The 5,083-nt window shown below is 64.5% G+C and carries 3 protein-coding genes and 4 pseudogenes; 5 read left to right on the forward strand and 2 right to left on the reverse strand.

From position 1 onward, the window contains the following. Positions 1–688: 688 nt before the first annotated feature. From H0W38_RS16255 to H0W38_RS22135, 5 genes and pseudogenes are all read left to right on the forward strand, one after another. Positions 689–1,600, forward strand: a pseudogene (locus tag H0W38_RS16255) (Tn3 family transposase); the annotation flags it as partial. A gap of 90 nt (positions 1,601–1,690) precedes the next feature. Further along, positions 1,691–1,942 carry a type II toxin-antitoxin system ParD family antitoxin gene (locus tag H0W38_RS16260; RefSeq protein ID WP_292455992.1) on the forward strand — a complete coding sequence of 84 codons (252 nt, stop codon included), beginning with the start codon at positions 1,691–1,693 and terminating at the stop codon, positions 1,940–1,942. Beyond that, positions 1,939–2,265: a type II toxin-antitoxin system RelE/ParE family toxin gene (locus H0W38_RS16265; RefSeq protein WP_292455996.1), complete on the forward strand. Its 327-nt coding sequence runs from the start codon at positions 1,939–1,941 to the stop codon at positions 2,263–2,265. The genes H0W38_RS16260 and H0W38_RS16265 overlap by 4 nt, the downstream gene beginning before the upstream one ends. Before the next feature lie 158 nt (positions 2,266–2,423). Then, a pseudogene (locus H0W38_RS16270) lies at positions 2,424–2,774 on the forward strand (AraC family transcriptional regulator); the annotation flags it as partial. 51 nt (positions 2,775–2,825) lie between these two features. After that, positions 2,826–3,047, forward strand: a pseudogene (locus H0W38_RS22135) (GntR family transcriptional regulator); the annotation flags it as partial. A gap of 406 nt (positions 3,048–3,453) precedes the next feature. Here the strand turns inward: H0W38_RS22135 and H0W38_RS16275 are convergent. Next, positions 3,454–3,663, reverse strand: a pseudogene (locus H0W38_RS16275) (hypothetical protein); the annotation flags it as partial. Between the two features lie 633 nt (positions 3,664–4,296). Continuing rightward, positions 4,297–4,749 carry an excisionase family DNA-binding protein gene (locus H0W38_RS16285; RefSeq protein ID WP_292455998.1) on the reverse strand — a complete coding sequence of 151 codons (453 nt, stop codon included), beginning with the start codon at positions 4,747–4,749 and terminating at the stop codon, positions 4,297–4,299. Between the last annotated feature and the right edge of the window lie 334 nt (positions 4,750–5,083).

Consider the following 5,083-nt stretch of genomic DNA (forward strand, 5'->3'; position numbering starts at 1 on the left):
ACAACAGGTTCGCATTGATACCGCCCTCAAGCGCGATGCCGGACACGGACGCGCCGGGCCGCAGGCTGCGCTCGATCAACTCGCGCTTGAGCGCCGAACTGTGTTCGCGCCGGCGGCGCTTGGCTTGCGTGGCTTGCTCGGACATGGTGTGCACTGAGGGGCTTGGTGCACACCATCCCGGGCACGCACGATCCAGTTGATCGTGCTCATTCGACCTCGGCCAAGCAATAGGGCCTTGAGACCGCGCTTACGGAACTTGGGAGCTTTCATGCAGAACCGCGACCCGCTGACTGGCGCGCATCAGAAGATATCTATTAGCCGCAACTCAGCGCAGGCTCATGAGCCTGAGCCAGCCTTTCAATGCGACATCGGCGCCGGCAAATAGTGGCAGCTTGTCGCTTGCCATCCAGCAGCATTGTCCTAAAGTTGTTGTGATTGGCACGCTGTGATCGCTTCAGATCACACACGGGTTGCCAACCGTTGTTGTCAGCGACAACTAGCGCGGATGGTTCCCATGACTCTTGGACGATTGCTTCGCCTCATCGTGTCCGCCTGCGCATTTTTCGCATTTAGCATTTCATTAGCTTCTGCGCAAAGCTGTCGGTGGGCTGGGACCGCACCGTTTTGTGGCGGCGAATGCGGTGGCAACGAGAGCGAGGTTGCGAGGTTCGAAACGCTTCCCGAATTTTGGGTCTATCCGTCCCGGGTCGATCCGCGCCGGCGTACCTACGCAGCCGGCCTGTACACCCACGTGCGCGACCGATGGGGCATCGTCTACGACCAACCTATCGTGCTCAACGAACGACAGGCCGGTGTCGCCATCGAGGGCATCGAGCAGCACAACAACGCGGCAGATCGCATTCGGATTTCCCTGCTGGCGGTCGACACGCACGGATACACGAATCCTGCGATGTCCATCGCCAAGCTGCTGGGCTTTGATCTGTGCCCGCGGCTGAGGGACCTGGCCGAGCGAAAGCTCTTCATGCCGCGAGGGTTCACCATCCCGGAAGGTTTGGAGGCCGTCACGCTCCGGCGCGTGTCCTTGGCTGCCATCGAGCGCGGCTGGGACGAACTGCTGCGCTTGGCGGCGTCCCTCCGCTCCGGCCGTGTCTCCGCAACATTGGCTTTGCAGCGTTTCGGGTCGGCCGCCCAGGGGGATCCGTTGCACCGGGCAGCTGAGCACATGGGCCGGTTGCTGCGAACCGTGTTCCTTTGCGACTACATCGCCATCGAAGACTTCCGACGCGAGATCCACACCTTGCTCAATCGTGGCGAATCAGTGCACCAGCTTCAGCGCGCCGTGTACTCGGGCAAGGTAGCGCCCGAGCGCGGCCGGCGCCGGGACGAGATGCGCGCCATCTCGGGCTCGCATGCCCTGCTGACTAACATCGTGCTGGCGTGGAACACCAGCCGGATGCACGAAGTGGTCGAGCGGCTCAAGCGCGACGGCACGCGAGTCGAAGACGACTGGCTGCGTCGCATCGGACCGGCACATTTCTCGCACATCAACTTCCGCGGCACGATGCGGTTCGGCGTGGAGAAGTACGCCGAGGCTTTGGTGCAGCGCGGGCCGCGCTACCCAGCCCGCGTGGCTTCGTGACAAGGCCAACGGCATCATTCCGCCTGCAGACAGCTCGCCCGCTGGTTCACCGACGTTGACAACAGTTGTCAAACCACTCAAGATTGCGCCATGAGCCGCCAAACGATGAGCTTTGCGCTTCCTGAATCGATGCGGGAGTACATCGACAACAGGGTCACCGCAGGCAACTACGGCAACACCAGTGAGTACATCCGCGACTTGGTGCGCCGTGACCAGGAGGAGCAGGCCAAGAAGCGCCTTCGTGATCTCATCGAAGAGGGGCTAGCGTCCGGGCCCGGTCGACGTCGCACCAAGGCGGACGAGAAGGAACTGCTGGCCATTGCTCGTGGCGAGATCGATTGAAGCCGGCGGTACTGCGACCGCAGGCGCTGCGCGACCAGCAAGGCGAGGTCCGCTACTACCGCAAGGAAGGCGGCGCCCGTGTCGCGGTGAGAGTGGTCAAGGCCACCAACGCCGCGCTGGACCAGATCGAACTTGACCCCGGCATCGGCTCGCCTGTGCTCGGAAAGCGACTGGGTATTCCCGGGCTTCGGACCTGGCAAGTCGCGAAGTTCCCGCTGCTGTGGTGCTACTTCGAGCGCGCCGACCATCTGGATGTGGTCCGGCTGCTGGGTGAGCGTCAGGACATTGCGACGATCTTGGGCGTCGAGTTCACCGCGAGCTGACGGCGCGCGATTTGCCTCGAAGGGCGGGCCGTCAGTGACCGGTCTCCGCTCTTCTGTTTGCCGGGATGGTCGACCGGACCCGACCCACAGCGGTCAACGGCGCACTGGTTCGTAGCGTCTGAAAGCAGTCGATCAACGCTTGAGCTTAGCTCCATGGGCGCCTTTCACTTGACCCAGGTCGGCAGCTGATTGCTGGCCAATGCACCGGCATCTTGATTCTGGCCAAGCTCGGACTCCTGGGTCGCGTGCGGGCGTGGAGGGACCTGACGACCGCGCCATGAAGGCAAGAGGCCGGCGTAGAGGTCCTGAACGAGTCTTGCTACGCGAGCGGCAACGTTGCCACCGCGGGTGGGTGCCTCGCATCGTAATACCTGCCGGCCTAGATCATCGCCCGGGCCGCGGTGGCCGCAGAGGCGACCCACTACGTCGCCCACATGGGGAGGGGGGAGGAGAAGGACGCACACGTTGCCAACCCGCTCAAGAACATCACGCCGTATTTGCCGCGATGACGCCTGCGAGCTGGTCTGCTGGACGGCATGGCACGTGCATACACTCTTGACATGCAACTGCCCATATCCATTGACGTGGGGCAATCTGGCACTCTTCAATCTCAGATTGTTAGGCAACTGCGTGCGTTGATCCTCGAAAGGCGCTTGCCGCCTGGCACAGCGGTGCCAGCGACCCGAGACTTGGCGCACCAACTTGGCGTGTCGCGCAACACGATCACCGCGGCCTACGAGAGCCTCATCGACGAAGGCTACCTTCGGACCGAGAAGACTGTCGGCACCTTCGTGTCGGAGAACCTGCCTGATGACGCGGTCCGGCCGTCGGCGTCCACCGAGATGGAGCCGCGGAGTGGCGGCCTTCACCGCGCGCTGGATCTGGCGCTGCCGTGCGGTATCCGCGGGCCCTCGGGCCTGCACCGGCCGACGCCGCGGCAGATCGACATCGATTTCGTGTTCGGACGTACAGCGCCGCGTGCCTTTCCCGAAAAGATCTGGCGCCGCATCGTGACAGACTGTCTCGGTGGCGCCGCCGAGCGCATCACCGAGTACGGCGATCCCGCCGGCCTCCCCGACTTGCGCCAGCTCATCGCGAGTTCGCTCGGTCCGGCCAGGAGCATGGTCTTCTCGGCAGACCAAGTGCTGATGGTCGCGGGCTTCCAGCAAGGCATCAACCTGGCCGCGCGAGGGCGCCGGAGGAGCTGTCGACCTGGTTCAGGGCCGGGGAGAGCTTTTCCAGGAAGAGGACGGCGCCTTCGGCGGCTGTTGCCGGGTCTTGTCGGGCGACCGCACGGATTTCCGCGAGGGCTTCGTGGATGCGCTCGATCGCGAGCTTGGAGCCCTTCCAGCCGAACGCAGCGCGGCGGAAGCGAGCGCGGAATGCCCAGGGATGCATCAGAGCGACCTTGTCGTCGAAGGCGCACGGCGCCCTGTTGCCAGGCTTCGTGCAGGGCTGCTGCCGTGAGCGCCTGGCCGTCGGCGGCCAGTCGTTCCAGCAGCCGGTCTGGTGCGGGTGCCGAGCGCAGCGTGGACCGCAAGGCGGCGAACGCGGAAGCGACGGCTGCGGGATCACGCTGGAACCGATCCAGCAAGAAGGCGTCCGGGCGCTGGACCTCGATGCCGAGGGTGGCGAGCTTGCGCACACCAAAGTCGCGGATGTTCTTGGTGACGAGGCTGACGACCCGGGTGTCGGGATAGAAGTCACCGGCCAGGATGGCACTGGCGCAGGCGGCGATGTGGGCGTCCTTGGCAGAGCGCAGGGCCGGCGCCACGCTGGCGAACTGCACCTGGACCCGCTGCGTCGGGATCTCCGCCTGCGGCAATGCAGCCCGCATGAGTTGTTCGTGGCGGCGTGCCGATTCGGCATCCGGCTTGCGGCCGGTGTCGACGAGTGCACGGCTCAGCTCGTCCAGGATCAGCGGGCTCCAGTGCAGCCGGATGAGTCCATGGTAGTCGAGGTGAATCAACACACCGCGGGTGGTCGCGCCGAACAGGGTGTCGGCGTCGGCGACGACAGGGATCACGGATCTCAGCCCGCGAAGATCTCGCTGTCGAGGTCGGTGCCGAGCTGGCCCAGGGCCTTGCGGCGTCGGGTCTGCTCTTGGCGGTGCCAGGCCAGGACGGCGGACTTGAGGACACGTCGCTGGTTGCCCACCTGCTGATGCAGGGGGATGTCGCCGGCTTCGATTCGGGCCACGATGTACGGCCGGGAGACTCCGACCAGGTCAGCCGCCTCCTGTGTGGTGAGGACCGAGTCCGCCGCTGGTTCGGACTTGGTGACGGAGGTCTTTCGGATGCTGCCGCTGATCGCCGGATGTTGGAAGAGCTGGGCGAACTCGCCCTTGATCAACCGCGTGGCCTGGGGTGTCAGCTTGACGTGGCGCCGTACGGCCTCGACCAAGGGGTCGATGTCGATGTTCACCGACAGCGCCGGGGGGGCGATGCGGGATGCAGCTTCGATGGGCTTGCGGGCGGTCTTCATACGACTGAGTTTAGCAGGCTTACTCGAAATACTCGAATTTCGCGAAACAGCGAGCAAGGTTGGTGCTGGGTAGGAGAGGTGTGGCGGCGGACGGTGCGGTGTTGGGCGTTGTGCTGGTGCTGGGTAAGCGCGGCCTCAAGGCCCTCTTGACGCTGTCCCATTGGGTGGGGCGACGATGCTCAGACGTCGAGCACTTGCCGCAGTGCGTGGAATGGCACTCGCCAAGTCCCGCCCTCACCGGTGCCCAGGGTGGCCGTACGTTGGTTGATGCGTACGATCACGCCCGTGATGTTGCGACCCTCTCGATCGTCGAACGTGACGGTGTCGCCTCGTT

The sequence above is a fragment of the Methylibium sp. genome, assembly GCF_013817365.1.
GTDB lineage: Bacteria > Pseudomonadota > Gammaproteobacteria > Burkholderiales > Burkholderiaceae_C > Methylibium.

What these genes read in the sequence shown, in the direction of transcription:
- H0W38_RS16260 (WP_292455992.1), top strand. Translation starts at nt 1,691, where the DNA reads ATGAGCCGCCAAACGATGAGCTTTGCGCTTCCTGAATCGATGCGGGAG.
- H0W38_RS16285 (WP_292455998.1), bottom strand. Translation starts at nt 4,749, where the DNA reads ATGAAGACCGCCCGCAAGCCCATCGAAGCTGCATCCCGCATCGCCCCC.